Consider the following 23,356-nt stretch of genomic DNA (forward strand, 5'->3'; position numbering starts at 1 on the left):
TTGATGGTTTGTCTCAAGTAGTTCCCATGCAGGGGATGTTTGACAACGGCGGCGCTTATGCGTCGCCGTTTTTTTTGGAAATTCCCGGGCAAAGAGTCAAACGTGGTCCTGAAACACGCTGATCGCGCCTGTTGCAAAGGGGCCGCGCGACGTTTTGCGGGAGCTGTTGCCTGTAGTGCTTCCATGCGACACTCGCGCATCGCCGAGGCACAGGGGAGGGTGGCGTGCAAATTCTCACGCTGGAACATTTTGCCGGTCGCATCAATGAAACCTTCACGGTGGATCTTGATCACGGCAAATCGCCGTTCGTGTTGATCGAGGCGCGGCCGTTGCCTGCGCCGGCAGTGCGCGGCATGGTGCGGGCGCCCTTTTCTCTGCTGTTTCATCACTCGTCGGCGGTGCTGTTTCCGCAGCGTGTCTACCAGATGGAGAGCCCCGGCATCGGCGATTTCGGCATTTTCCTGGTGCCGGTGGCACGCAATCAGGATGGGTTCGTGTATCAGGCGGTGTTCAACTGAGCGCTCGCCAACGGCGCGTCCCAATGCATGAGTCGATGCATGCCGTCGACGCTTTCACTCCGAAAGCCCAGCCGCAGATACAGCGCATGGGCGCGCGGATTGTCGAGTCGCACGTGTAGCGACAAGCCCCGCGCATCGGCGTCCTGCGCGTCCTGCTGCAGCTGCCGCAGTAGCGCACCACCCAGGCCGCGGCCTTGCCACGCAGGCAGCAGGCCAATATCGATAATCGACCAGCGTGGCGCGTCGCGCAGCAGATAGAGCCTGCCTATGGCGGTACCGCCGTGCTCCAGCACCAGGAATTCAGCATGCTCGAAGTGCGTGGTGAAGTGATGGTGTTGCAGGGCGAACTGGCTGTCGAGAAAAGCCTCGCGCGTTCCTTCGGGCCACGCGATCAAGGCCATCTCGTCCGCGCGCAGCGTTTCGTACAGGCGGCGCATGAAATCGATGTCGCCTCGCTCCGCGGCGCGCCATCCGAAGCCCTGCCGACGCAGGGCTTCGGAAAACCTGCTGATGGGTCGATGCGGTGGCGGAAAGCGCAGATCGGTCGGCGATGGCGGGCTCATGGCTGTTGCGGAAAGTCCCCCACCAGTGCAATACAGAAATTCAATGCCAGCAGTGGCTGGCGATTCTCGTGCGGCTGTCCCTGGCCAGCGACGCCGATCATGCCCGGCGCAAAGTTCACATTGGGGCTGGATTGGGAAACGAATGGCGAGGCGTTGGCCGGCAGCAGCAAGACGTCGCCATTTGCAGGTACGCCATGCCGCAGGCTTTGGTCCTGCTGGCCGTGCAGATTCAGATTGTGGTTGTGCGCCGGTATTTCCGACTGCAGCAAGGTCACGCTTTCGCTGCCGAACGATTCTCCCACCACGCGCTGCGTGAGGCCGAGGCCCTGGCCCTGGCTGCAGGCCGTGGTGCCGCCGTAGTTCGGCAGGCCAAAGGTGGATCGGCCGTCGCCGCCGAAGTTCGCGCCAAGCAGCGAAAACAGTGCGGTGTTTTGCGAAATCGGCAGGATCTGCCCGGCACACGTCGCCCATTGGTACGGCGCAAAGTTGAAGCCGAACATCTGTATTTCGCCGAGATACGGTGTGGTCATGCGGAATTCTCCCTGGGGCGCGCGCCGATCAGCTCTGCGACGGAAATATCCCGGTCAGCGCTATGCAATAACTCGCGGTGAGCGTGGGCATGAGGTTGTCGTGCGGCAAGTTGCCGCCGACCTGCGAGATCGTGGCGCTGGCTGGCGAAACGACATTGGCGGTGTCCGTTCCCGAATACATCGTATCGGCACTCAATCCGCCGAACTCTGCCGTCGTCGCTGGCGCGTTGACGGTCGCAATGCTGGTGGTCGCGGCAAAGCCGTGCGTGTGCGCGGGCAGTTGTGTGCTGAGCAGGGTAACGTTCTCCGTACCGGCCTTCTGGCCGATCACGCGCGGCGTCAGGCCGGGGCCGGCGCCCTGGTGAACCGGCACGCGCCCGCGTAGATCGGGCACCGCGAAGGTCGAGACGCCGTCGCCGCCGTAAGTGATGCCGAGCACGGTATAGAGCACTTGATTGGCCGAGATGCTTAGCAGGCTGCCATCGCACAACTGCCAGCCGACCGGGGCAAAGGTATAAGGAAACAGCCGGATTTCACCGACGTAGGGTGTACTCATGGCTATGCTCCGATGCGCGGGTATCAGTTACGCGAAGGAAAGATGCCGCTCAGCGCGATGCAGAAATTGATCACGCTGAAGGGCTGCATATTCTCGTGCGGCTGTCCGCCACCGGTGCTGGACAACGTGCTGGCGTTCAAAATCACTTGCGAGCCGCTGGCTGGGGCGTACAACGCTTCGCTGGCGACGGCGCCGTAGAAGTTGTTTACCGGATTGCGCTCGGTGCCCGCGGCGGTGGCGCCGTAGCCGAGATGGGTGTGCTGCGGAAGCGTCTGCGTGGTCAAGCTGACGGTTTCAGCCCCTGTTGCGGTGCCTACCGGATAAGCGGCGTTGCTGCCGATGGGAGTGCGTCCGCGCAGGTCCGGCAACATGAAAGTGGTGGTGCCATTGCCGCCAAATTGCACGCCAAGCAAGGCGAACAGCGCCTGGTTCTGCATGATGGGCAAGGTTTGTCCATTGCATAGCGCGAAATTCTTGGGCGCAAATGCGTATCCGCTGGGCATGACTTGCCCCACAAAAACTTCTGCCATGAAATTTCCCCCTGGTGTAGGCGATGAGGGCGAGCCGCTGCTACCTCGCGAATCTGATCCTATCCACGGCCGCTTGGCAAGCATTTGCTGACATGGCAGCCATGTTTATCCTACGATGTGACGCGATCGTGACGTGTCTCTAGTCCGCATACGCCGGCTTCACCTTGCGTGTACACGCATTCGCATACGGACGATTGAACGACTGTTTCGCGCTAGGTCAGTGCGCCCGCCACCATGACGGGGTGGGTGCCGCACAGGGGTGACAATATGCAGCAGCGTTCTTGGTCGCATGGATCGGCGATGTCGCGCCGTGGCGTTCGTCAGTGGAGCTGGCATGGCGTACAGGTTTTATTGTGCATTGCGCTTATGTGGTCAGGCCTGGCGCATGCCGGCGGCCCGGTGCTGTGCCCTAACTTCAACGTACCCGACGCCAACACCACGCCGTCCACTTCGCCGATGGCCTCCGGCGGCACGATCAGCATCAACGCAACGGCCTGCGATTCCGATCCCGGCCTTGTTGGGATCGGCGGGATTGTCTCGAACCCATCGCATGGATCGGCGACCGCGAACAGCCTCAACGATGCCGTTACCTACACCAATAACGGCGACGGGGTCGCCAGCGACTCATTCACTTTTGCCGACAGCAACGGCAACGCGATCACTGTCAACGTATCGATTGCCTCGGCGGCATCCGTGCCGGGCGCGCCCACTGGCGTGAGCGCCACGGCCGGTAATGCGCAGGCCAGCGTGTCCTTCACCGCGCCCGCCAGCAACGGCGGTGCCACGATCACGCAGTACACGGCCACCAGCAGTCCCGGCGGTCTGACCAGCACCTGTGCCAGCTCGCCATGTGTTGTGAACGGCCTTACCAACGGCACCGCCTATACGTTCACCGTTACCGCCACCAATTCTGTGGGTACGGGTTCGTCGTCGAGCGCGTCCAACAGTGTCACGCCATCGACCGTGCCCGGCGCGCCGACCAGCGTTGCCGCCACGGCCGGCAATGCGCAAGCCACGGTGACGTTCACCGCACCTGGCAGTAACGGCGGCTTGCCGATCACCGGCTACACGGTGACCTCCAGTCCCGCCGGCGGCGTTGACTCGAACGCCGGTTCGACGGCGCTCAATCATGTGATCACGGGGCTTACCAACGGCACCGCCTATACGTTCACCGTCACGGCGACCAATGCGGACGGCAACGGGACGGCGTCACCGGCATCGAATAGCGTCACACCGAAGGCGACGCAGACGATTACCTTCGCTAACCCAGGCCCGCAGAACTTCGGTACGGCGCCGACGCTTACGGCCACGGCCTCATCTGGCTTGACGGTAACGTTCACGTCGAGCACAACGGCGGTATGCACGATCACCAGCGGCGGTGCGCTTACGTTCATCACGGCCGGCACGTGTAGCATCAATGCAAACCAGGCCGGCAATGGCACGTACACGGCAGCGCCGCAGGTGAGCCAGTTGTTCGCGGTCGGGTCAGTCGTACCTGGGGCGCCTACCATCGGTACAGCGACGGCGGGCGCAGGGCAGGCATCGATCAGCTTCACGGCACCCGCCTTCACGGGCGGTGCGTCGATCACCCAGTACATCGTCACCAGCAGTCCGGGTGGGCTGACGGGGAATTGCGCCAATACGCCTTGCGTCGTCACCGGCCTTACCAATGGCACGGCGTATACCTTCACGGTGACCGCGACCAATACGGCAGGTACGGGCGCGCCATCGGCGGCATCGAACAGTGTCACGCCGAAGGCGGCGCAGACGATTATGTTCACCAACCCGGGCACGCAGAACTTCGGCACCACGCCGACGCTTGTGGCCACCGCGACATCCGGATTGCCGGTGACGTTCTCGTCGGGCACGACGGCCGTATGTATCGTCACCAGCGGTGGCGCGCTTACGTTCATCACGGCCGGCACGTGTAGCATCAATGCCAACCAGGCCGGCAATGGCGCGTACACGGCCGCGCCGCAGGTGAGCCAGTCGTTCAGCGTCAACGGGATCGTGCCGGGCGCTCCCACCATCGGCTCGGCGACGGCGGGCAACCAGCAGGCGACGGTGAATTTCACCGCGCCGACCACGTCGGGCGGCTCGCCGATCGTCAGTTATACCGCCACCAGCAGTCCGGGTGGGCTGATGGGGAATTGCGCCAATACGCCTTGCGTCGTCACCGGCCTTACCAATGGCACGGCGTATACCTTCACGGTGACCGCGACCAATACGGCAGGTACGGGCGCGCCATCGGCGGCATCAAACAGTGTCACGCCGAAGGCGGCGCAGACGATTACGTTCACCAACCCGGGCACGCAGAACTTCGGCACCACGCCGACGCTTGTGGCCACGGCCACATCTGGCTTGACGGTAACGTTCTCGTCGAGCACGACAAGCGTGTGTACGGTGACCAGTGGCGGCGTACTTGCATTCATCACGGCGGGTACGTGCACCGTCAATGCCAACCAGGCCGGCAATGGCGCGTACATGGCCGCGCCGCAGGTGAGTCAGTCGTTCAGCGTCAACGGGATCGTGCCGGGCGCTCCCACCATCGGCTCGGCGACGGCGGGCAACCAGCAGGCGACGGTGAATTTCACCGCGCCGACCACGTCGGGCGGCTCGCCGATCGTCAGTTATACCGCCACCAGCAGCCCCGGCAACGTCACCGGTACTTGCGCAAATACGCCTTGTACCGTGAGCGGCCTTACCAATGGCACGGCGTACACTTTCACGGTGACGGCGACCAACGGGGTTGGCACTGGCAGTCCGTCTGCCGCATCGAATGCCGTGACGCCGAAAGGCAGCCAGACGATCAACTTCGCCAATCCGGGTCCGCAGAATTTCGGCACCACGCCGACGCTCACGGCCAGCGCGACATCCGGATTGCCGGTGACGTTCTCGTCGAGCACGGCGGCTGTGTGCACGATCACCAGCGGCGGCGTGCTGACGCCGGTGACGCCGGGAACCTGCACCATCAATGCCAACCAGGCCGGCAACAATGCGTACCCGGCCGCGCCGCAGGTGAGCCAGTCGTTCGCCATCGCTGGTGTGGCACCCGCCGCGCCGGGCATCGGCACGGCAACCGCCGGCAATGCGCAGGCGACGGTGACGTTTACGCCGCCGACGGTGACCGGCGGAGATTCCATTACGGGCTACACCGCAACCAGCAGCCCGGGTGGCCTGGCCGGAACCTGCGCCGCATCCCCTTGCACGGTGACCGGGCTCGCCAATGGCACGGCCTACACCTTTACGGTGACGGCCACCAATGCGGCAGGCACGAGTGCACCGTCCGCGGCATCCAACAGCGTGACGCCCAAGGCCGTGGGCGCAATCACGAATTTTGCCGCCAACCCGGCGGCGCCGGTGTTCAAGCCGAGCGGCACCTTCACGGTGTCCGCAACGGGCACGGGTTCGAGCAGTCCGCTTGCGTTTGCCATCGCCGCCTCGTCAAGCGCGGTGTGCTCGATCCAGGGCGCCACGGTCACCACGCTTTCGGCGGGGACATGCACGGTCCTGGCGAATCAGGCCGGCGATGGCAGCCACGTCGCCGCGCTACCGGTCAGCCTGGCGGTGGCGATCAGCAACCCGCCGCCGCCCACGGCAAGCAACGTCAATGCGAATACCAACTACAACGCGGCGACCACCATCAATCTAGGCAGCGCGATCGCAGGCATCGACGTCACCTCGGTGGCGATCGTGAAGGTGCCGCAACATGGCAGCACTACCGTATCGGGCAACAGCGTGACCTACACGCCATCGTCCAGCTTCTATGGCGGCACCGACAGCTTCACTTACACCGCGACCAATCCGGGTGGGACATCCGCGCCTGCCACGGTGACCATCACGGTGGTGCCCTCTGCGGTGCCGGTCGCGGCCGCGCACACCGTTGCGACGACGACGGGTACACCCGTACTGATTGATGCCCAAGTCGGTGCCACAGGACCGCAACCATTCGTCGGCATAAGCGTTGCCTCGCAGCCTGCCCACGGCAGTGCATCAGCGAGCGGTGAGCAGATCACCTATACGCCGGCGAGCGGTTTCGTGGGCACCGACACGTTTACTTATGTCGTAGACAACAACTTCGGTCATTCGCAGGCAGCGACCATCACCGTCACTGTTACGGCGGCGGGCAGTGCTGCAGGCCATACGAAGACGGTCGTCACCACGCCTGGCACACCGGTATCGGTGGATCTGGGCAGCATCGTTGCGGGCGGCTATACCGCATCGACCCTGCTGAGTCTTTCGCCCGGCGGCTCGGGCAGCGTTTCGCTCAATCAGCCGACGGCACTGACGTATACGCCGTCGAGCACGTTCACCGGACTCGTGCAGATCACGGCCTTGCTGACATCCGCTTCGGGCAGTCCGGTGACGGTCGATGTCCTGGTGCTGGTGAGCAAGCAGCCGGATCCTTCCAAGAATCCGGACGTGCTTGGACTGATCAATGCACAGACGACTGAAGCGGAGATGTTTGCGCAGAGTCAGTTCGACAATATTCGTGGCCGGCTGGAGAACTTGCATGACGGCGGCAGCGCGCTCTTCAGCAACTCGTTGTCGTTCAGCGTCAATGGCAAAGCCTTGAGTGGCGGCATGGGCGGCAACGGCGCGCCGGGCCAGGCGCAGAATGGCGCCGCGCCAGGAAGTGCGTCGTGGCCGCAGGCGACGGGCTTTATGCGTCCAGGCATCGGCGCGGCGGACGCGGTGGGCGGCACGTCACCATCGCCGGATGCGCAAAGCAGCCATGCATCGACCAGCACAGTGCAGGGTCCCCAGGGGCTGGGTGTCTGGATCAGCGGTACGGCGAATTTCGGTTCCTTCGATGCCTATCGCCAGGCGGCCGGCTTCGATTCGAACAATATTGCCGTGACCGCCGGTGTCGACCAGCGCATCGGCACACAGGGCGTGTTTGGCTTGAGCCTGGGCTACAACCATGACGACAGCGACATCGCGAATGACGGCACCCGCAGCGTTGCGCAGGGCTACAGCGCGGCGATGTACGGCAGCTTCGCGCCGTCGGCGCACACCTTTATCGACGGCGTACTGGGCGGCGGTGGTTTGAGCTTCAACAGTCAACGCTATGGTTCGAACAAGGGCGACTACCTGATTGGCCACCGCGATGGCGACCAATGGTTCGCCTCCTTGACCGGTGGCTATGAGTACAAATGGAATAGCTGGTTGCTCTCGCCCTACGGCGGCCTGCAGTGGTCGCTGTCACGCCTGAACGGCTTCTCGGAGCGCGGCGACGTCACCGAAGCGCTCAGCTATGGAAGCGAGCTGGTGCGTACCTCGAAGACCATCCTGGGAGTGCGTGCGAGTGGCGAATACAAGGAGAGCTGGGGTCTGCTGATTCCGCACTTCCGCATGGAATTCGGCCACGATTTCCAGGGTGCAACCCATACGGACCTGAGCTATGCCCAGATCCCCTCGGCCGGTTCCTGGGATGTCCTGACCAATCCTTATAGCGCCAATGGCAATAGCATGCAGGTCGGTTTCGGCGGCGATGCGCAATTGCATGGCGACTGGCTGATCACCACGGAATACGACTACCTGACCCAGCCGCACGCGCACGATCAGATGATCAGGCTCGGGGTGAAGAAGCAGTTCTAGCAACACATGGCGCCGTACCTCCATTTCGGAGGTACGGCGCATCGAACGTAGGACCGCATGCGCGTAACGGGAATGCCCGCATCGAATGCGACGGCGCGCCAGGCCTGTAACACTTCCGGCTACGCCTTCGAGGTCCGCGCCGGCGGAAACACGATCTCCACCCGCAGCCCGCCCTGGCTGCCGCTGAGGTAATGCACCTGCGCCTGATGACGCTCGGCAATGCGCTGCACGATCGCCAGGCCCAGCCCGGTGCCCTCCTCGGTCATGCCCGGCACGCGGAAGAAGCGTTCGCCCAGGCGTTCGAGGAAGGCGGGCGGAACGCCGGGGCCGTTGTCTTCCACGCTTAGGCAGACCCCGCTGGCGACCACCGCCACACCCACCGTCAGCATGCTGTTGCGGCCCGCATAGCGCAGGCTGTTGTCGATCAGGTTGTCCAGCATTTCCTGCAGCGAGATGCGGTCGCCGTCGATCCACACCGGCTCCTGCGGTCCCTCGTAGCCGAGGTCCACGCCCGCGGCGATCGCGTCGTGTACGCGCAGTCCCAGCAATTCGGGTACGAGGCGGGCGAGGTCCAGCAGGCAGGGCGGACTGGCCTCGCTCAGTTCCGGCGACTGTGCCCGCGTCAGCGCGAGCAGCTGGCTGGAGGTGCGGCTGGCGCGCTGGGTGAGGCGCAGGATGTGTTGCAGGGCGTCGTTGACGGTTTCCTTGCTGGGGTCGGCCTGGGCGCGTTCCACATGCACGCGCAGGCCGGCCAGCGGTGTCTTCAATTGGTGCGCGGCGTCGGCGATGAAGCGTTCCTGCAGCGCCAGCATGCCGCGCTGGCGTGCGAACAGGCCGTCGATGGTGCGCGTGAGCGGCAGGATTTCCACCGGCACATCGGCGTCGCCGATGGGGGCCAGGTCGTGTTCGCGCGCGGCCAGGCGCGCGGTGAGCGGATCGAGCTGGCGCAGGCCCACGCGCACGCCATACAGCACCAGCACGAACACGCTGGCGATCAGGATCGCTTGCGCGGGTATGGTCAACAGCAGGATTTCCCGCGCGCGCTCGTGGCGATCGTGGAAGGTTTCGGCCATGGTGACCGTGAGCTGGTCGCTGGGATCGCGCAGGTTGGGAATGCGCACGGTGGCGGCGCGCAGGTCGCGGCGCTTCTGGGTATGGGTGTACAGCGTGGTGCTGTACAGCGCGGGGTCGCCATCCAGCGTGGCGGCGGACAGCGAGGCTGGTTGCAGTTCGGCGGTACCGGCCAGCAGGCCATGTTTCCTGCTGCTGACGTTGAAGTAATTGTGGCCCTCGGGCGCGTATTCGAGCAGGAAACGCGCCTGCGGCGAGATCTGGCCGCCGAGGTCTTCCTGGCTGAGCATTTGCGCCAGCGTCATCGCGTCGTCGGCAAGGTCGCGGTCGTGCACGTGGTTGGAGTAGATCAGCGCGCCGCTGTAGGTGACCAGGCTTTCCACCACCAGCAGCAGCATCAACGGCACCAGCAGCGAGGAGAGCAGCCGGCGTCGCAGGCTGGGGCGCCCGTCGGGTTCGATCATCCGGTACAGCCAGGAGCGATCCAGCTCGGGCGCCATGTCGCTCATGCCTTGCTTTCCTCGCCTTCCTTCAATTCTTCGAGCAGGTAGCCGAGGCCGCGGATGGTGCGCACCTGCGTGCCCGAATCGACCAGCTTGCGGCGCAGGCGGTAGATGGCGATGTCCAGGCCGTTGTCGGTGAGTTCCTCGTCCCAGCTGCACAGCGCCTCGACCAGTTGCGCGCGACTGGTGACGCGATCCGGGCGCGCGGCCAGGGCTTCGAGCAGGCCGAATTCGCGTGCGGTCAGTTCCAGCGGGGCGTCGTCGATCCAGGCGCGGTGACCGGGAAGGTCCAGGCGCAGGCGGCCGAGGGTCAGTTCGGGCGCGCCTTGCGAGGTATAGCGGCGCAGCAGGGCGCGCACGCGCGCTTCGAACTCGGCCAGGGCGAACGGTTTGACCAGGTAGTCATCGGCACCCAGGTCCAATACCCGCACGCGCTCGCGCAAACCCTCGCGTGCGGTGATCACCAGTACCGGCAGGCCGGTGCCGCGCTTGCGCAGGCGTTGCAGCACGTCGGCGCCGTCCAGGTTGGGCAGGCCCAGATCGAGGATGAGCAGGTCGTAGGGCGTGTCGCGCAGGGCCGCATCGGCCTTGGCGCCATCGGTCACGCAATCCACGGCGTGGCCGCCCTGGCGCAGCGACGCGCTGACGCCAGCGGCAATGGAAGGGTCATCCTCGGCAATCAATATGCGCATGTGGTTTCCAGTGAGGGTAGGGGCCGGACGCTGCGGCAGGGTCTTGAATGGAATCGCTAAATTGCGAGTGATTCTCATTTGTGGCAAGATCCCGGCCTCAGATGCCAGGGAAAGCCGCCCAAGCGGGCAGCTTAGCGCCCTGGCAAGGTGCTGGGACAGCTTGAGCGCGCCATCGTTGCATGGCGCGTCATGCAGAATCCGCGCGGATCGGACAGGCAAGAGCACGGCATGGAATCTGCGACGCGGTCGCGCGAAAACTTGGCTGGTGCGAACCGGGTTGGCGTCCAGCGCGCATTCTGGCTCAAGCAACTGCATCAATGGCACTGGATCAGCTCGGCGCTGTGTCTGGTCGGCATGCTGCTGTTCGCCATCACCGGCTTCACGCTCAACCATGCCGGGCAGATCGAGGCCAAGGCGCAGACGGTGCATCGCAATGCGCAGCTGCCGGCGCCCCTGCTGCATGCGCTGGCGGGCGACGACGAGCGCAAGGGCGTGGCCTTGCCCACCGCCGTGGCCGACTGGGTCGCCGGCACGCTGGATGTGGACGTGGCCGGCCGCACCGGCGACTGGTCGACGGACGAGATCTACCTTTCGATGCCGCGACCGGGCGGCGACGCCTGGCTCAGCATCGACCGCGAGAGCGGCAAGGTGGAATACGAGCGCAGCACGCGCGGCGTCATCGCCTACCTCAACGACCTGCACAAGGGGCGTCATGCCGGCGCCGCCTGGAGCTGGTTTATCGATGTGTTTGCGCTGGCCTGTGTGATCTTTTCGGTCACCGGCCTGCTGCTTCTCAAAATGCACGCCGCCCAGCGTGGCGCCACCTGGCCGTTGGTGGCCTTGGGTCTGGTGCTGCCGCTGTTGCTGGCCTTGATCTTCATCCATTGACGGGGAATGCCCATGCGCCGCCTGTTGCTCTCCATGCCCGCCCTGCTGCTCGCCGCGCCTGCGGTGGCGGCCGACCTCAACGTCACCGTGCAGATTCCCCAGCTCGATGTGGCCGAGTATCACCGCCCGTACACCGCCGTGTGGGTGGAGCGCGAGGACCACAGCGTCGCCGCGCAGCTGGCCGTGTGGTACGCGCAGAAGGAATCGAAAGAGGGCGCCGGCACCAAGTGGCTGCCCGAGCTGCGCCAGTGGTGGCGTCGCGGCGGCCGCGACCTGCAGATGCCGGTCGATGGCGTATCCGGTGCCACGCGCCCGGCCGGCGACCAGAAGCTGAGCTTTCACGAAGGCAAGGCGCCGCTGGGGCAACTGGCCCCCGGCAAGTACGAGCTGGTGGTGGAGGCGGCGCGCGAAGTAGGTGGACGCGAAGTGGTGCGCGTGCCGTTCACCTGGCCGGCGACCGCTCCGCAGGAACTCGCCGCACAGGGCAACAGCGAACTGGGTGCCGTCAAGCTCGACCTTGCGCCATAACGGGAGAAAACCATGATCAAGCATTCGATGAAAGGGAGCCTGCTGGTGCTGGCTCTCTCCCTGCCGCTGGCCGCGCAGGCGCACAAGATGTGGATGGTGCCGTCGGCCACCAATGTGTCGGGCGCCGACCCGTGGGTGACGGTGGACGCCGCGGTGTCCAATGACCTGTTCTATCCCGACCATATGCCGGTAGCGCTCGATCGCGTGGTGATCACCGCGCCGGACGGCCAGACGGCCAAAGTGGAAAACGCGCTTACCGGCCAGTACCGCAGCGTGTTCGACGTGCATCTGACCCAGCAGGGCACCTACAAGATTGCCGTGGTCAATGGCGGCCTGTTCGCCAGCTACGACCTCGATGGCCAGAAGAAGCGCTGGCGCGGCGATGCGGCCAGCCTGGCCAGGGAGATTCCCGCCGGCGCCAAGAACCTGGATGTGTCCGAGTCGATCAATCGCGTGGAAACCTTCGTCACCAACGGCAAGCCCAGCGCCGTGGCACTCAAGCCCACGGGCAAGGGGCTTGAGCTGATGCCGGTGACGCAGTTCACCGACCTGGCCGTGGGCGAGCCGGCCACCTTCCAACTGCTGCTCGACGGCAAGCCGGCAGCGGGCCTGAAGGTCAGCGCAATCGCGGGCGAAACGCGCTATCGCAATGCCCAGGAAGAAGTCGACGTCACCACCGGCAACGACGGCAAGTTCAGCCTCAACTGGCCGCACGCGGGCATGTACTGGATCAACGCCAGCGCGCAGGACGACAAGGCCAGCGTGAAGCCGGCCAGGCAGCGTCGCCTGTCCTATGCCGCCACCCTGGAAGTGCTGCCGCAGTAATGCGTCGCCACGTGGTCGCGTCATGTTCACTCTCACGCCATCGATGACATTGCCGCTTGCCGTGCGGAGCCTGCAAGGCGAGACCATGGGCACCACCTGGTCCGTGCGTGTGGTGCTGTCCAGCGATGCCTTGCTGCACGCCCTGCACGATGGCATCCAGGCGCGGCTGGATCGGGTGGACGAGCAGATGAGCACCTACAAGCCGCAGTCGGTGTTGTCGCGCTTCAACCGCGCACCCGCCGGTACCTGGCAGGTGCTGCCCGCCGAGTGTTTCGAGGTGGTGGCCCATGCGCTGCAGGTGGCGCGCAACAGCGGCGGCGCGTATGACCCGACGGTGGGGCCGCTGGTGAACCTGTGGGGCTTCGGCCCGGAAGCGGCCCGGCGCGAGCCGCCTTCGGACGATGCCATTGCCGTGGCGCGCGCACGCATCGGCTGGTGGAAGCTCAAGCTCGATGCCGCCACCCAGAGCCTGTATCAGCCCGGCGGCGTGTACCTGGATCTTTCCTCGGTGGCCAAGGGCTACAGCGTGGATCTGGTGGGGCGCTACCTGGATAGCCTCGGCATCGGCGCGTGGCTGGTCGAGGTCGGCGGCGAGATGAAAGGGCAGGGGATGAAGCCCGATGGCCGCCCCTGGCGCATCGGCATCGAACGTCCGGGCGCCGCGACGGGCACGGTGGAGCGCATGGACCAGCTGAGCCAGGTGGTGACGTTGAGCGGTCGCGCCATCGCCACCTCCGGCGACTATCGCCGGCACTTCGAAGCGGCGGGCAGGTCTTTCTCGCATCACATCGATCCGCGCACCGGACGGCCGGTGCCGCATGGGGTCGCTTCCGTCAGCGTGCTGGCCGGCAGTGCGATGCAGGCCGATCCGATGGGCACGCTGATGACTGTGTTGGGCCCCGAGCACGGCCTTGCCTACGCGCGCGAACGCGGGCTGGCGGTGCTGTTTATCCTGCATGGCGAGCACGGCCTGGAAGAACGTCTTTCGCCGGCCTTCGCCGCAGCGCTCGCCGCGTGAGCCAGCCGGGCGCATCGTCGACGCGCATGGCGTGGGGCAACCCGCTGCTGTGCGCCATGTTGGCGATCATCGCTGGTGGGCTGGCCACCCTGCATGCGGGCGAGTGGGAATGGCACGATCCGGGCGCCGCATGCTGGCTGGCGGCTGGTGCGGTGCTGCTGGCGTGGCTCGGTTTCACCGCATGGCTGGGGTGGTGGCGTGGCCGCCAGGCAAGGCATTTATCGATGCCGGCGATGGCCCCGGGTGCGTCCTTCGAACGTGATCCCCTGTGGGTCGCCTACGCCAGCCAGACCGGCACGGCCGAGCAGCTGGCGCGGCAAACCGTGCAGAGTCTGCAGCTGGCCGGCATGGATGCGCGCCTGATCGATCTGGGCGTACTCGATGCCGATGCGCTGGTACAGGCGCGTCGCATGCTGTTCGTGGTCAGCACCACCGGTGAAGGCGATGCGCCCGATGGCGCCATGCGCTTCGTCACTCGCTGCATGCGCGCGCCGTTGCCGCTGGCGCACCTGCACTACGGGCTGCTGGCGCTGGGCGATCACGATTACGACGACTTCTGCGGTTTCGGCCGGCAGCTGCGGCATTGGCTGCAGCAGGGCGGCGCACTGACGCTGTTCGATGCCGTCGAAGTGGACAACGGCGATCCGGCAGCGCTACGCCACTGGCAACATCATCTCTCGCTGCTGTCGGGCGCCACCGAGTTGCCGGACTGGCAGCGCCCCGACTACCAGCGCTGGCAACTGCTCGAACGCCGCTTGCTCAACCCCGGCAGCCTGGGCGGCCCGTGTTTCCACCTGGCCCTGCGCCCGCTGGAAGGCAGCCCGGCGTGGCAGGCCGGTGACCTGGTGGAGATCGGGCCGCGGCACGCGCCTGCCGAGGTGGCACGCTGGCTGACGCAAAGTTCGCTCGATGGTGAGGCATGGGTGGAGCATGAAGGCCGCCGCGCTAGCTTGCGGGAATGGCTGGCGGGCAGCCATCTGCCAGCCGTCGAAGATGCGCGAGGTCTATCCGTAACCGAGCTCGTAGCCAGCCTGCAGGCCTTGCCGCATCGCGAATACTCCATTGCGTCGCTGCCCGCCGATGGCTCGCTGCAATTGCTGGTGCGCCGCATGCAGCGCGCGGACGGTACGCCGGGCGTGGGTTCGGGCTGGCTGACCGAATATGCGGCAACGGGCGCGGAGATTGCGCTGCGCATTCGTGCGAACGCCGGCTTCCACATGCCGGCGGATGGACGGCCATTGATCCTGGTCGGCAACGGCACCGGCCTGGCCGGTTTGCGCGCCTTGCTCAAGGCGCGCATCGCGGCGGGCCACTCGCGCAACTGGCTGCTGTTCGGCGAGCGCCAGGCAGCGCACGACTTCTACCATCGCGACGACATCACGCAATGGCAGCGCAATGGCCAGCTCGCGCGCCTGGATCTTGCCTGGTCGCGTGACGGCGCCGTGCGCGTCTATGTGCAGGATCGCCTGCGCGAAGCCGCCGCCGAGCTGCGTTCCTGGGTGGACGCGGGCGCCGCCATCTATGTGTGCGGCAGCCTTGACGGCATGGCGCCGGGTGTCGATGCGGTACTTCGCGAGGTGCTTGGCGACGCCATGGTGGAGCGCCTGCGCGACGACGGCCGCTACCGCCGCGACGTGTACTGAGCAGCCTGCCGCCTTGCGTTTTCGTCGCTCCCGGAGCGAGGGCAGGTGCACGGAAAACCATGACCTTTGGCCTATAGGAGCGCGGCGCGCTGATGCCTCACGCTGGGCGTTCCTTCGGGGGAGGGCATCATGGGGAAAGCGATGGGAAGCCGGGTGGGCCGCTGGCCGGCCCTGGTGTGGTGTCTGGCGTTTTCGTGGGCCGCGTTCGCGCAGGATGCCCCCTCTTCGGCGGCGTCGACGGCGGCGCCTGCCGCCGCGCCGGAACCGATTGCGCTGGCCAGGCCGCATGCCGACGCACCGCGCCAGGCCAGTGCCGTCGATGCCTGGGGTGGCGAGCGCACCGGCCATGAGCCGACCTTGTCCGATCGCGTAGTGAGTTACCGCATCGATGCCGAACTGGATGCGGCCAGGCATAGCGTCAAGGGCAACGAGCAGTTGAGCTGGCGCAACCGCAGCGATCGCGCCGTCGACAAGATCTATCTGCACCTGTATCTCAACGCATTCCAGAACGAGGGCAGCACGTTCTTTACCGAGCGCAGCGTGCTCACCGCGCACGGCCACTCGCGTGGCGCGGCGGCGCTGAAAAAGAACGAATGGGGCTGGATCGACCTCAACAGCGTGCAGCAGGGAGCCACCGCGCTGAAATGGACCTTCGTGCATCCCGACGATGGCCCGGCCACCGACCAGACCGTGGTGCGCGTGGACCTGGCCCAGCCGGTGCCGGCCGGCGGTACGCTCACGCTGGATATCGACTTTGTCAGCCAGCTGCCGCGCGTGGTCGAGCGCACCGGCTGGTTCGGGAATTTCAACCTGGTGGCGCAGTGGTTCCCCAAGATCGGCGTGCTGGAACTGCCCGGTGAGCGTGGCGCCACCCAGGTGCAGTGGAACGTGCACGAGTTCCACTTCAACAGTGAGTTCTACGCCGACTTCGGCAACTTCGACGTGCGCCTGACGGTGCCCTCCGACTACACCGTCGGCGCCGTGGGCGCCTTGCAGGAGGAGCCCGAGGACGCCGGTGGCAAGACCACCTATCACTTCGTGCAGGGCGACGTGCACGACTTCGCCTGGGTGGCCGCCAAGGACTACAAGGTGCTGCAGGGCAGCTGGCAGGGGCCGGGCAGCCCCAAGGTGGCCGTGCAGGTGATCTATCCGCCCGAATACGCGGCGAGCGCGGCACCTGTGCTCAAGGCCACCATCGACTCGCTCGGCTACTTCTCGCGCACGCTGGGCGCCTATCCATATCGCACCGTCACCGCGGTGGTGCCGCCCTTCAACGCGGATGAAGCCGGCGGCATGGAGTACCCGACGTTCTTCACCGCCGAGGGTTATTCGAAGATCGATCCGGCGACCTATGACCAGTGGGACATCGACTTTGTCACCATCCGCGAATTCGGCCATGGCTACTTCTATGGCCTGCTGGCCTCGAACGAGTTCGAGGAGCCGATGCTCGACGAGGGCATCAACGAGTACTGGGACGAGCGCATGCTGCGCGAGCGCAACCAGCGCATCCTGGTGCCCAGTTCATGGCTGCGCCGCGCGGGCATCACGCCATCGATGGATGTGTTTGCGTTCGAGCGCCTGAGCGCCGGACTGGCGCGACCGTACGATCCGCTGGGCCAGAACAGCTGGGATCGCTATTCCAGCTCCAGCTACGGCACGGTGTATTCGCGCACGGCCACCGCCATGCATGACCTGGAAGAGCGCCTGGGCAAGGATGTGATGGAGCGCGCCTTCCGCGAGTACTACCGGCGCTGGCATTTCCGGCACCCGTCGGTGGCCGACCTGCGTGCGGTGCTGATCGACGTCTCCGGCAATGCCCGCGCCGTCAACGAGGTCTTTGACCAGTACGTGTATGGCACCGCGCGTATCGACGATCGCGTCGACGCCATCGATACCCAGGAAGTGGTGCCGCTGGCGGGCAGCTGGGTGAAGCGGGGCGAGCGTAGCGAAGTGGTGGCTGACGATCGTGACACGGCGGTCGACAAGCAACGCGAAGCCTGGAAAACATCCCATCCCGATGCCGGCAAGGGCGGCGCGGGGCCGTTCCCGTGGCGCAGCATCGTCACCGTGGTACGCGATGGTGCGCCGGTGCCGCAGGTGCTGCGCGTGACCTTCGCCGATGGCAGCCACGAAGACCTGCACTGGGATGACGACCGCCGCTGGGCCCGCTTCGTGTTCACGCGCCCGGCCAAGGTGGTATCGGCCGAGCTGGATCCCGAGCGGAAGCTCCTGCTCGATGCGAACAAGCTCAACGACAGCCGCACGGTAAAGCCGGATACCTCCGCCTCGCGGCGCTGGACGGCCGACGTGGCCGCCGTGCTGCAGGCTTTCTACGCATTCCTGGTGACCCTGTGATGGCCTACAAGAGTTCACGACGTGTCGACTTGGCGGCGGTGGCGAGTGCGCCGTTTGCCGCATTGCAGTGGCGGCTGCTGTTGCTGTGGGTAGTGCTGTTGTTATTGCCGGTGGCGGTGGCCGCGTTGCCCTTGATGCAGGCCCTGGGTGGGTTGCTCGACCACTCCACGCATGCGCACGATTGGGCGCGCCAGTTCGACGCGCTGATGTTCAGCGATGTCATACCCGCGCTTGGCCAGCAGCACGCCACGCTGCATGGTGCGTTGATGGCCAGCCTGTTGCTGGCGTTGCTGTTGCTGCCCTGGCTCAACGGCATGGTGGTGGCAAGCGGCAGGACGGGGCGCGCACTCGGCTTCGCACAGCTGCTGCAGGGTGGGCTGCTGGAATACGGCCGCATGTTTCGCCTGCTGCTGTGGTCGCTGCCGCCTTATGCCGCGGCGTTCGGGCTGGTGCAGCTGTGCCTGGACAAGGCCGATGACCGGGTCGATCTGGCCACGCTGGAATCGCAGGCCATGCTGGCCCAGCACATCGCGTGGTGGCTGTCCGGCGCGGCGGTTGTCATCGCGCAGGCATGGGTGGAGTCGGCTCGTGCGGCATTCATTGCCGATGGCGGCCTGCGCTCGGCCACGCTGGCCATGCTGCGTGGATTGGGGCAGCTGTTGCGGCGCCCCTTTTCCACGCTGTCGAGCTATCTGCTGATCACGCTGCTCGGTTTTGTGATCGCCATGCTGTTGGGATGGGCCCGCGTGCATACGCTCGCCGTGGGCACCCACGGCTTGCTGCTCGGCTTCCTGCTGAGCCAGCTGGTGGTGGCGACGCTGGGGTGGATGCGCACGGCGCGGTTGTTCGCACTGGCGGATGTCGCGCGCTCGCTCGGCGGTCCGTCGCGGCGTTCGGGGCTGATGAGTTGACCGGGTGTCCGCTGCAGGGGCGGACCCATACGCGGCTTTTTTGTTGGACTGCGAGATTCAGTCGACGGGAAGGCGCGCCAACACCAATTCGCCACCGCCCTCGATACGTATCGGCTGGCCGGGGATCGGGTCGATCCACAGCATGTCATTGGCTGAGAGGGCCTGCGAGTGGTGATCGGCGATCACGTTGGCCTGACCGGAAAGCAGCAGCACGAACCAGCGCCAGCCGGTGGGTGCGAGCAGCACCATCGCGCCGTTGAGGGGACGTGCCATCAGCTCGCCCTGGGTATCGCCGCGCAGCTTCAGGTTGAAAGTACGGGTAGGCGATGCCGGTAGGCAGCTTGCTGGATCATTGAGATGATCGAAGTGCGCAATCGCGAACCTGTCCAGGTGTTGCGTGCGCCCATCGGGAAAGGTGACGTCCACGGGGGCATCCAGCGGCACAAATTGCCGGCGCATGTCGTCATGTGCCGGAAATGCCACGTCATGCGGCCCCAGGCCGATCATGCTCAGTCGCCAGCGCCAGTCATCGCCACCGTGGCTGCGGGCGATCTCCGTGATGACGGCGCTGCCATCGGAGCAGGGCGCGCCATGCAGTGCGTCGCTGGGCAGGCGCTGCAACAGGCTCATGCCCAGGCGCGGCGTTGTTCGGGGTAGGGCGGGTAATAGGCGAACACGTGGTTGTGGGCGCCGAAGAAATCCATGTCCTCGATGTGCTCGCCGCCCAGGCGCTCGGCCACGCGGTCGGACGCTTCGTTGCCGATCTTCACCAGGCTGATGACGCGTGGCGCGTTGAGCGTGCGCCAGGCGAAGTCGAGGATGGCATTGCCGGCCTCGGTGGCATAGCCGTGGTGGCGGAAGTCCGGCTTGAGCATCCAGCCCAGCTCCAGGTCGGGCCAGCCTTCGGGGCGCATCAGGCCGGCACGGCCAATGAACTCGCCGGTGGCCTGCAATTCCAGCGCCCACATGCCAAAGCCGCGCAGTTGCCAGTGGCCGATCAGCATGGCCAGCGAGCGCCAGGCATTGGTGCGGTCCAGTGGCTGGCCATCGCCCACCCAGCGGGTGCTGGCCGGGTCGGCCAGCATGGCGGCGTAGTCGTCGAAATGCCGTTCGGCAAGGGCGGTCAGGCGCAGGCGCGCCGTTTCAATCACGGGTATGTCGATCATGGTCATCAGCAAGCAAGTCGGGTGCCATCGAGCAAGGCAGCCAGGGCATGGGTGCTCGCGGTCAGGCTTTCGATCCAGGGCAGGCCGACGATCTTCTGGCCTGTCGCGGTGTCGACAAACGCCTCCTCCTCGCCGGGCGGCAGCAGGTGGCGGTAATCCACGGTGATCTCGGTGCCGGCGGGGAGGTCGCGTGTGGCGAACACGAAACCCAGATGCCACAACCCGGTGGGCGTAAAACTGTGGTTGATGTAGCACTCGTCCGGCCAATCCGGGGACACCGTGTAGCGGTCCTCGAACCAGCGAGCGCTTGCGTACAGCTGCGCTGCCAGCTCGGGCGAGCCAGTCAGCTCGTCGTAGCGGTACGTGCGCTCGATTGCGTCCGGTGCCGTGACGATCTGCCCGGCAGCGACGTCTTGTTCGAGAAACAGCCCCTGGCCAGCGCCGGTGATGCCGGACGCGGCAATACGGTAACGCGGAACGATCATGACGGCCCGAACGGATAGCAAGGCGGGCGAGTGTAGGCTCAACCGGCCGGCGTCGCCAGGGCCGGCCGGCGGCCTGTTTCTAAACGCAACTAGCTGATGGGTTTGATTATTCACCGGCGGGCTTGGCTGCCTTGGGCTTGGCCTTGGCCGGGGCTGGCTTGCTGTCGGCGGCGGTGTCGCTGAGCAGGATGGCGTCACGGTTGCGTTCCAGTGTGGCCGCGCCGATACCCTTCACTTGGGTCAGCTCGTCGACGCTCTTGAACGGCCCGTGCTCTTCGCGCCAGGCCACGATGGCTTCGGCCTTGGTATGCCCGATACCGTCCAGCGACTTAGCCAGGGTGGCGGCATCGGCCTTGTTGACGTTCACCGGCGTAGCGGCGAAGACCGGCAGGGCCAGGGCCAGACTGACGAGCAAGGCAGCGATCTTGTTGCGCATGGTGGTACTCCCCGTTGAGTGAAAGCGGCCTCCCCAATGCTGGGCCGCGGCCCCGACTCTGCCCCGGGAGGCGGGCCGTAGCAGTCGGCCGGCAGGGCAGATCAGGGTGAGGTTTGCCGCGAGCGCGTTGTGCGCGTGCATGCGCTGGCCTGTGGGCTGCGGCGGGCTTCGCGCCGGCACTGATACAATCGCCGCTTTCCCCCGCTGCAGGAGTTGCCCCATGGATACCGCTCGCCTCAACCGTTTCGTCAGCGGACTCTGGGACGACGAGATCGTGCCGCAGCTGGTCGAATACATCCGCATTCCCAACAAGTCGCCCATGTTCGATCCCAAGTGGGTCGAGCACGGCTACATGGACGCCGCGGTGAAACTGATGGAGAGCTGGGCGCGCAGCAAGCTGCCGGCGCTGCCGGGTGCCACGCTGGAAGTGGTGCGCCTGGAAGGCCGCACGCCGCTCATCTACATCGAGGTGCCGGGCACCGGCGACGATACCGTCGTGCTGTATGGCCACCTGGACAAGCAGCCGGAGATGACCGGCTGGGCCGACGGCCTGGGGCCGTGGACGCCGGTGCTGAAGGGCGACAAGCTCTATGGCCGTGGCGGCGCCGACGATGGCTACGCCATCTTCGGTTCGCTCGCGGCATTGCTGGCGCTGCACGAGCAGGGCGTGCCGCACGCGCGCTGCGTGGTGCTGATCGAAGCCTGCGAGGAATCGGGCAGCTACGACCTGCCGTATTACGTCGACCACCTGGCCGAGCGCATCGGCAATCCTTCGTTGGTGGTGTGCCTGGATTCGGGCTGCGGCAACTACGACCAGTTGTGGCTCACCACCTCGCTGCGCGGCATGACCGGCGGCGAGCTGACCGTGCAGGTGCTGGAAGAGGGCGTGCACTCGGGTGATGCCTCGGGCGTGGTGCCGTCCAGCTTCCGCATCCTGCGCGACTTGCTGAGCCGCCTGGAAGATCCGCAGACCGGCACGATCAAGCCCAAGGAACTGTACGTCGACATCCCGCCGCAGCGCATCGAGCAGGCCCGCAAGTCGGCCGAGGTGCTGGGCACGGCGATATACGACAAGTTCCCCTTCGTGGAAGGCATGCATCCGGTCACCGAGGACCTCACCGAGCTGGTGCTCAACCGCACCTGGCGTCCGCAGCTGGCGGTGACCGGTGCCGATGGCCTGCCGCCGCTGGAAAGCGCCGGCAACGTGCTGCGTCCCAAGACGGCGGTGAAGCTGAGCCTGCGCGTGCCGCCGACGCTGTCGGGCGCCAAGGCCGGCCAGTTCGTCAAGGAGCTGCTGGAAAAGGACCCGCCGTACGGCGCCAAGGTCAGCTTCAAGCTGGAGAAGGACGGCAGCGGCTGGAATGCGCCGCAGCTGTCGCCATGGCTGGAGCAGGCGGTGGCCGACGCTTCGCAGGCCTATTTCGGTGCGCCGGCGGCGTACATGGGCGAGGGTGGCAGCATCCCGTTCATGGGCATGCTGGGCGAGAAATTCCCGAAGGCGCAGTTCCTCATCACCGGCGTGCTCGGCCCGCATTCCAATGCGCATGGCCCGAACGAGTTCCTGCATATCCCCACCGGCAAGAAGGTGTCGATGGTGGTGGCCGATGTGGTGGCGCGTCACTACCAGCAAGGCGCCAAGGGCTGACCCCACCCGACTTCCCCCTGCGAGCAGGGGGAGGGGCCGTCATCTACGCCCTCCCCTGCTTGCAGGGGAGGGCTGGGGAGGGGTGACGCTTTTCGCTTCCACCAGCCCGACACTGCAGGGGCAGCCCATGCATAGCGATTCCAACGACTACGCCTACCTCGCGGCCAACTGGGCTGCCGTGCGAGCGCGCGTCGATGCCGCCTGCCGTGCGGCAGGCCGTGATGTTGCCGAGGTTTCCATCCTGCCGGTCAGCAAGACCTTCGGCCCGGAGGTCGTACGCGCGGCGATGGCGCTGGGCTTGAAACGCTTCGGCGAGAACAAGGTGCAGGAGATCCGCAGCAAGGCGGCGGCGCTGGCTGGCGCCGATATCGAATGGGTGGTCATCGGGCATCTGCAGACCAACAAGGCCAAGGATGTCGCACGCCTTGCCAGCGAAGTGCAGTCGCTGGACCGGCTGGAGCTGGCCGACGCGTTGCATCGCCGGCTGCAGCTCGAAGGGCGTGTCATCGACGTGCTGGTCGAGGTGAAGACCTCGCCCGAGGAAAGCAAGCACGGCCTGCCGCCGGCGCAGCTGCCGGCCTTTCTCGATGCGTTGCGTGGCTACGACACGTTGCGCGTGCGCGGCCTGATGACGTTGGCGGTGCCATCGGACGACCCGGAAGCGGTGCGCGCCTGCTTTCGCCAATTGCGCCGGCTGCGGGACGCTTCTCGCACCCAAGGCCATGATTTGCCGCGGCTTTCCATGGGCATGAGCGGCGACTTTCCGCTGGCCATTGCCGAGGGTGCGACGGAGATACGCATCGGTACGGCGATCTTCGGTGGTCGTTCAGGCAAACCTGAAACATACGGTACCGAACGTAATAATTAGTTCACTAATTGATCAAAAAATAAT

21 protein-coding genes are annotated in these 23,356 nt (G+C 65.7%); 11 read left to right on the forward strand and 10 right to left on the reverse strand.

Going from position 1 to position 23,356, the window contains the following annotated elements; translation table 11 throughout:
• Window positions 1-224: 224 nt before the first annotated feature.
• On the forward strand, window positions 225-518 hold the full coding sequence (locus MJ606_RS11560) for a hypothetical protein (RefSeq protein ID WP_243049670.1): 294 nt from the start codon (window positions 225-227) through the stop codon (window positions 516-518).
• Here MJ606_RS11560 and MJ606_RS11565 read toward each other — a convergent pair.
• From MJ606_RS11565 to MJ606_RS11580, 4 genes are read right to left on the reverse strand one after another with little or no spacing between them, the layout of a single operon-like run.
• Window positions 500-1,081, reverse strand: coding sequence for a GNAT family N-acetyltransferase (locus tag MJ606_RS11565; protein WP_243049671.1), 582 nt, complete (start codon window positions 1,079-1,081; stop codon window positions 500-502). The genes MJ606_RS11560 and MJ606_RS11565 overlap by 19 nt on opposite strands.
• Entirely contained in the window at window positions 1,078-1,611 is a 534-nt protein-coding gene (locus tag MJ606_RS11570; RefSeq protein WP_243049672.1) for a tail fiber protein, read from the reverse strand. Before MJ606_RS11570 ends, MJ606_RS11565 begins: the two co-directional genes overlap by 4 nt.
• 28 nt (window positions 1,612-1,639) lie before the next feature.
• Window positions 1,640-2,167, reverse strand: coding sequence for a tail fiber protein (locus MJ606_RS11575; protein WP_243049673.1), 528 nt, complete (start codon window positions 2,165-2,167; stop codon window positions 1,640-1,642).
• A 23-nt stretch (window positions 2,168-2,190) separates the two neighbouring features.
• On the reverse strand, window positions 2,191-2,697 hold the full coding sequence (locus MJ606_RS11580; RefSeq protein WP_243049674.1) for a tail fiber protein: 507 nt from the start codon (window positions 2,695-2,697) through the stop codon (window positions 2,191-2,193).
• Between the two features lie 366 nt (window positions 2,698-3,063).
• Between MJ606_RS11580 and MJ606_RS11585 the strand changes: the two genes are divergently transcribed.
• The gene (locus MJ606_RS11585; RefSeq protein ID WP_243049675.1) at window positions 3,064-8,298 is read left to right on the forward strand and encodes a fibronectin type III domain-containing protein; all 5,235 of its coding nucleotides are present in this window, start codon (window positions 3,064-3,066) and stop codon (window positions 8,296-8,298) included.
• A gap of 119 nt (window positions 8,299-8,417) precedes the next feature.
• On the opposite strand, the gene MJ606_RS11590 is transcribed toward MJ606_RS11585, so the two are convergent.
• Both MJ606_RS11590 and MJ606_RS11595 read right to left on the reverse strand, forming a co-directional pair.
• On the reverse strand, window positions 8,418-9,833 hold the full coding sequence (locus MJ606_RS11590; protein WP_243049858.1) for a sensor histidine kinase: 1,416 nt from the start codon (window positions 9,831-9,833) through the stop codon (window positions 8,418-8,420).
• Between the two features lie 41 nt (window positions 9,834-9,874).
• Complete coding sequence (locus tag MJ606_RS11595; protein ID WP_243049676.1) at window positions 9,875-10,564, reverse strand: response regulator transcription factor; 690 nt, start codon at window positions 10,562-10,564, stop codon at window positions 9,875-9,877.
• A 228-nt stretch (window positions 10,565-10,792) separates the two neighbouring features.
• On the opposite strand from MJ606_RS11595, the gene MJ606_RS11600 reads away from it, so the two are divergent.
• The 7 genes from MJ606_RS11600 to MJ606_RS11630 all read left to right on the forward strand — a co-directional run bounded on the left by MJ606_RS11600 (window position 10,793) and on the right by MJ606_RS11630 (window position 18,732).
• Window positions 10,793-11,452 (forward strand): PepSY-associated TM helix domain-containing protein, encoded by a 660-nt coding sequence (locus MJ606_RS11600; RefSeq protein WP_243049677.1) that lies wholly within the window; start codon window positions 10,793-10,795, stop codon window positions 11,450-11,452.
• A gap of 12 nt (window positions 11,453-11,464) precedes the next feature.
• Window positions 11,465-11,980 (forward strand): DUF2271 domain-containing protein, encoded by a 516-nt coding sequence (locus tag MJ606_RS11605; RefSeq protein WP_243049678.1) that lies wholly within the window; start codon window positions 11,465-11,467, stop codon window positions 11,978-11,980.
• 27 nt (window positions 11,981-12,007) lie between these two features.
• A complete protein-coding gene (locus MJ606_RS11610) occupies window positions 12,008-12,805 on the forward strand; it encodes a DUF4198 domain-containing protein (protein ID WP_243049859.1) in 798 nt (265 codons plus the stop codon).
• A 22-nt stretch (window positions 12,806-12,827) separates the two neighbouring features.
• Window positions 12,828-13,823 (forward strand): FAD:protein FMN transferase, encoded by a 996-nt coding sequence (locus tag MJ606_RS11615; RefSeq protein WP_243049679.1) that lies wholly within the window; start codon window positions 12,828-12,830, stop codon window positions 13,821-13,823.
• The gene (locus MJ606_RS11620) at window positions 13,820-15,466 is read left to right on the forward strand and encodes a flavodoxin domain-containing protein (RefSeq protein ID WP_243049680.1); all 1,647 of its coding nucleotides are present in this window, start codon (window positions 13,820-13,822) and stop codon (window positions 15,464-15,466) included. The genes MJ606_RS11615 and MJ606_RS11620 overlap by 4 nt, the downstream gene beginning before the upstream one ends.
• A gap of 129 nt (window positions 15,467-15,595) precedes the next feature.
• On the forward strand, window positions 15,596-17,821 hold the full coding sequence (locus MJ606_RS11625) for a M1 family metallopeptidase (protein WP_243049681.1): 2,226 nt from the start codon (window positions 15,596-15,598) through the stop codon (window positions 17,819-17,821).
• The gene (locus tag MJ606_RS11630; RefSeq protein WP_279236810.1) at window positions 17,821-18,732 is read left to right on the forward strand and encodes a hypothetical protein; all 912 of its coding nucleotides are present in this window, start codon (window positions 17,821-17,823) and stop codon (window positions 18,730-18,732) included. The genes MJ606_RS11625 and MJ606_RS11630 overlap by 1 nt, the downstream gene beginning before the upstream one ends.
• Window positions 18,733-18,789: 57 nt before the next feature.
• Here MJ606_RS11630 and MJ606_RS11635 read toward each other — a convergent pair whose 3' ends face one another.
• From MJ606_RS11635 to MJ606_RS11650, 4 genes are all read right to left on the reverse strand, one after another.
• Window positions 18,790-19,362 carry a HutD family protein gene (locus MJ606_RS11635; protein ID WP_243049683.1) on the reverse strand — a complete coding sequence of 191 codons (573 nt, stop codon included), beginning with the start codon at window positions 19,360-19,362 and terminating at the stop codon, window positions 18,790-18,792.
• Entirely contained in the window at window positions 19,359-19,898 is a 540-nt protein-coding gene (locus tag MJ606_RS11640) for a GNAT family N-acetyltransferase (protein ID WP_243049684.1), read from the reverse strand. Before MJ606_RS11640 ends, MJ606_RS11635 begins: the two co-directional genes overlap by 4 nt.
• Window positions 19,899-19,903: 5 nt before the next feature.
• Window positions 19,904-20,383 (reverse strand): SET domain-containing protein, encoded by a 480-nt coding sequence (locus tag MJ606_RS11645; RefSeq protein ID WP_243049685.1) that lies wholly within the window; start codon window positions 20,381-20,383, stop codon window positions 19,904-19,906.
• Window positions 20,384-20,489: 106 nt separating this feature from the next.
• Window positions 20,490-20,819: a helix-hairpin-helix domain-containing protein gene (locus MJ606_RS11650; RefSeq protein WP_243049686.1), complete on the reverse strand. Its 330-nt coding sequence runs from the start codon at window positions 20,817-20,819 to the stop codon at window positions 20,490-20,492.
• 220 nt (window positions 20,820-21,039) lie between these two features.
• On the opposite strand from MJ606_RS11650, the gene MJ606_RS11655 reads away from it, so the two are divergent.
• Window positions 21,040-22,464, forward strand: coding sequence for a M20 family metallopeptidase (locus MJ606_RS11655; protein WP_243049687.1), 1,425 nt, complete (start codon window positions 21,040-21,042; stop codon window positions 22,462-22,464).
• 127 nt (window positions 22,465-22,591) lie between these two features.
• Window positions 22,592-23,332, forward strand: coding sequence for a YggS family pyridoxal phosphate-dependent enzyme (locus MJ606_RS11660; RefSeq protein WP_243049688.1), 741 nt, complete (start codon window positions 22,592-22,594; stop codon window positions 23,330-23,332).
• Window positions 23,333-23,356: the final 24 nt, after the last annotated feature.

It is taken from the genome of Dyella sp. RRB7, assembly GCF_022761115.1.
In the GTDB taxonomy this organism is placed as follows: domain Bacteria; phylum Pseudomonadota; class Gammaproteobacteria; order Xanthomonadales; family Rhodanobacteraceae; genus Dyella.

Excerpts from the sequence above, each read along its gene's own strand:
- MJ606_RS11655 (WP_243049687.1), top strand. The coding sequence starts at position 21,040 with ATGGATACCGCTCGCCTCAACCGTTTCGTCAGCGGACTCTGGGACGAC.
- MJ606_RS11595 (WP_243049676.1), bottom strand. The coding sequence starts at position 10,564 with ATGCGCATATTGATTGCCGAGGATGACCCTTCCATTGCCGCTGGCGTC.
- MJ606_RS11610 (WP_243049859.1), top strand. The coding sequence starts at position 12,008 with ATGAAAGGGAGCCTGCTGGTGCTGGCTCTCTCCCTGCCGCTGGCCGCG.
- MJ606_RS11615 (WP_243049679.1), top strand. The coding sequence starts at position 12,828 with ATGTTCACTCTCACGCCATCGATGACATTGCCGCTTGCCGTGCGGAGC.
- MJ606_RS11635 (WP_243049683.1), bottom strand. The coding sequence starts at position 19,362 with ATGAGCCTGTTGCAGCGCCTGCCCAGCGACGCACTGCATGGCGCGCCC.
- MJ606_RS11585 (WP_243049675.1), top strand. The coding sequence starts at position 3,064 with ATGTGGTCAGGCCTGGCGCATGCCGGCGGCCCGGTGCTGTGCCCTAAC.
- MJ606_RS11645 (WP_243049685.1), bottom strand. The coding sequence starts at position 20,383 with ATGATCGTTCCGCGTTACCGTATTGCCGCGTCCGGCATCACCGGCGCT.
- MJ606_RS11650 (WP_243049686.1), bottom strand. The coding sequence starts at position 20,819 with ATGCGCAACAAGATCGCTGCCTTGCTCGTCAGTCTGGCCCTGGCCCTG.
- MJ606_RS11570 (WP_243049672.1), bottom strand. The coding sequence starts at position 1,611 with ATGACCACACCGTATCTCGGCGAAATACAGATGTTCGGCTTCAACTTT.
- MJ606_RS11640 (WP_243049684.1), bottom strand. The coding sequence starts at position 19,898 with ATGATCGACATACCCGTGATTGAAACGGCGCGCCTGCGCCTGACCGCC.
- MJ606_RS11660 (WP_243049688.1), top strand. The coding sequence starts at position 22,592 with ATGCATAGCGATTCCAACGACTACGCCTACCTCGCGGCCAACTGGGCT.
- MJ606_RS11590 (WP_243049858.1), bottom strand. The coding sequence starts at position 9,833 with ATGATCGAACCCGACGGGCGCCCCAGCCTGCGACGCCGGCTGCTCTCC.
- MJ606_RS11625 (WP_243049681.1), top strand. The coding sequence starts at position 15,596 with ATGGGGAAAGCGATGGGAAGCCGGGTGGGCCGCTGGCCGGCCCTGGTG.
- MJ606_RS11630 (WP_279236810.1), top strand. The coding sequence starts at position 17,821 with ATGGCCTACAAGAGTTCACGACGTGTCGACTTGGCGGCGGTGGCGAGT.
- MJ606_RS11565 (WP_243049671.1), bottom strand. The coding sequence starts at position 1,081 with ATGAGCCCGCCATCGCCGACCGATCTGCGCTTTCCGCCACCGCATCGA.
- MJ606_RS11580 (WP_243049674.1), bottom strand. The coding sequence starts at position 2,697 with ATGGCAGAAGTTTTTGTGGGGCAAGTCATGCCCAGCGGATACGCATTT.
- MJ606_RS11600 (WP_243049677.1), top strand. The coding sequence starts at position 10,793 with ATGGAATCTGCGACGCGGTCGCGCGAAAACTTGGCTGGTGCGAACCGG.
- MJ606_RS11575 (WP_243049673.1), bottom strand. The coding sequence starts at position 2,167 with ATGAGTACACCCTACGTCGGTGAAATCCGGCTGTTTCCTTATACCTTT.
- MJ606_RS11605 (WP_243049678.1), top strand. The coding sequence starts at position 11,465 with ATGCGCCGCCTGTTGCTCTCCATGCCCGCCCTGCTGCTCGCCGCGCCT.